A 2,359-nucleotide genomic window follows, 5' to 3' on the forward strand; every position below is an offset into this window, starting at 1 on the left:
CCCAGATCCTGAGGCGCATCGCCGAGCTGGCCCCCGACACGGTCGCTTTCGAAACAGCCGATTGAGCCATCGGTTGCGGCCGTGCATGTTCCAGACGCGGGCCCATTGGCACACGGTCGCCTCAGTATCCCCATCTGTATTCCGCAGGACGGCCGGTCATTGAGAAGGTCCGCCGTCTTTTTCGCTCTTGAATGCGCGGCCATCGATGCCAATCGAAGTGCTTCAATTGATTTTCCAGTTTCGGCACTCTGGCGGACCCGACTCAGAACGCGAGCAATCGCAGAGGACCATCTTCGGGCAGTTCTTCGTCATCGGAAGCTTTACTCTCGGCGACCTCGCGGACTTCGATGCCCCGCATATCCGCGGGAAGGATGAAGATTTTGCCATCGCCCATGCGGCCGGTCCTCGCATGGGTGATGATCAGCCGGACGATTTCTTCGGTGCGAAAGTCTTCCACCCAAATCGTGATCTGCACTTTGGGAATAAAGGCCAGTGCATAATCTCCGCCGCGGTATTCTTCGAGGTAATTTTTTTGTCGGCCGAAACCCTTGACCTCTCGCACGGTACACATTTCCACCGGTGCGAGCTGTAACGCTTCCAGAATCCTCTCCGCTACGAACGGCCTCACAATGGCGATGACGGTTTTCATCGGCAGGCGTTTCCCAGTGCCGGGAGGCTTATCCCACGGGCTTCAGCACAACAGTTTTCTCTACGACGCATCCGGCGGGCGATTTTTCCCGAAAAATCCATCTCTTTTAATGTAAGAACTGTGCGGGTGGCCGGAAAGACCTCACGCCGGGCTCGTCGGGGCTTCGATCCCAACGGATAATAAAGCGTTACGCATGGCGATCATTGTGGCCTCATAGCGAAAGGAAGGTTCAACGTGACCGACAAACCGCAGCACTCGCAGCCGGAACGCACCCCCTACCAGGAAGCGGTTATTCGCCGCTATTACGAAAACCGCGATACACTCATGCTGCAGAAGCTGGGGGATATGATTGGCGAGCTTTATTTGGCCGAAGGAAAGGCCCGCCAGAGATTGTGGAAACGCATCGAAGCGGCCCTCCGCAATCTGAATGTGCCCGAATCACGCATCGCTCATCTGGTCAAAACCGATAATCCTGAATATTTGGCCAGGCTTTATGAGGAGCTTCAGAATAAACCTCCCAACAGGAAGTAATCGCTGGGCTTGGTGCAACAAGTGAGGAAGCCTCGCAGGAGACGACTCGGCGGTCAAAATGCCAACCAGCGTGCTGGATCAGTCGATCTCAAAAGTGACGGCAGCCGGCGCACCGGGGGGCGTCAAACGGCTGACAAGGGATTTCGGATAAAGAAGAAAAGCGTGGTTGAACGCGGCCATGAGCAGTAACGCAGAGCAGGTTGAAGCGCTTCGATGGAAGAAGTTCCGAGTTCTGGACGATGGTTTCGTCGCGCTGGTGGATGTCATGGGCGACGACTCGGCTGTTGTCCAGGCTGCCCGTGTTAGTTACGGGGCAGGCACGAAAAGTGTGTCTGACGACCGCACGCTCATCCGCTACTTGATGCGGCACCGCCACACGACACCTTTTGAAATGGCCGAAATCAAGTTGCTGGTGCGCGTGCCCATGGATATCTGGCGGCAGTGGATTCGGCATCGCACGGCCTCGGTGAATGAGTACAGCACGCGATATTCAATCGCCATCGATGCTGCGCACCGAACCCCGCCCGACGGTTGGCGGCGGCAATCTAGGAACAATCGGCAGGGAAGTGAGGGATTTCTCGACCCCGAAACTGGCCGACAACTCAGCGAAGAAGAGCGAGAACTTCAGGAATACGCGCGTCGCGTCTACCAGCATCGACTTGAGCTCGGGGTGGCCCGCGAACAAGCCCGTAAGGATTTGCCGCTTTCCACGTACACGGAGGCGTACTGGAAAATCGACCTTCATAATCTTCTGCATTTTCTGGAACTGCGAATGGATCCGCACGCCCAGTGGGAAATCGCTCAATATGCGCACGTGATTGGGCACGAAATTGTGGCACGGCTATTCCCCATCACGTGGGAAGCGTTTCTGGATTATCGCTTTCAAAGTGTGGTTCTGTCCCGCCTGGACTGCGAAGTCATCCGAAATCTGGCATCGCAAGGTCGGATCCCGGCTACCGAGGAGGACTTCATGCAGTTGCAGCACCCATCCTGGCAGGGACTCTCGCGCTGCCGGGAACGGGATGAATGTTTGGAGAAACTTCGCAAGTTGGGGCTGGTTCGGTGAGTTAGGACGTTCCGGGTTTTCGGGGGCTCTCCCTATCGGAAATGGGGTTCACTGCGTTTGTTTTTCTTTTCCTGGGTTTGTGGTTTCCATCGCACAGAAGTGATCTTGGGAAA

At 56.1% G+C, this 2,359-nt stretch carries 3 protein-coding genes; 2 read left to right on the forward strand and 1 reads right to left on the reverse strand.

Annotated elements, in window-relative coordinates:
* Positions 1-262: 262 nt before the first annotated feature.
* Positions 263-649, reverse strand: coding sequence for a P-II family nitrogen regulator (locus H5U08_RS15950; protein WP_297035278.1), 387 nt, complete (start codon positions 647-649; stop codon positions 263-265).
* A gap of 234 nt (positions 650-883) precedes the next feature.
* On the opposite strand from H5U08_RS15950, the gene H5U08_RS15955 reads away from it, so the two are divergent.
* Together H5U08_RS15955 and thyX are read left to right on the forward strand one after the other, a co-directional pair.
* Complete coding sequence (locus tag H5U08_RS15955) at positions 884-1,180, forward strand: hypothetical protein (RefSeq protein WP_297035281.1); 297 nt, start codon at positions 884-886, stop codon at positions 1,178-1,180.
* 178 nt (positions 1,181-1,358) lie between these two features.
* Complete coding sequence (gene thyX, locus H5U08_RS15960) at positions 1,359-2,246, forward strand: FAD-dependent thymidylate synthase (protein WP_297035283.1); 888 nt, start codon at positions 1,359-1,361, stop codon at positions 2,244-2,246.
* Positions 2,247-2,359: the final 113 nt, after the last annotated feature.

The sequence above is a fragment of the Thermogutta sp. genome (genome assembly GCF_014359955.1).
Lineage (GTDB): Bacteria > Planctomycetota > Planctomycetia > Pirellulales > Thermoguttaceae > Thermogutta.

Coding starts and splice junctions, on each gene's coding strand:
- H5U08_RS15950 (WP_297035278.1), bottom strand. CDS start 649: ATGAAAACCGTCATCGCCATTGTGAGGCCGTTCGTAGCGGAGAGGATT.
- thyX (WP_297035283.1), top strand. CDS start 1,359: ATGAGCAGTAACGCAGAGCAGGTTGAAGCGCTTCGATGGAAGAAGTTC.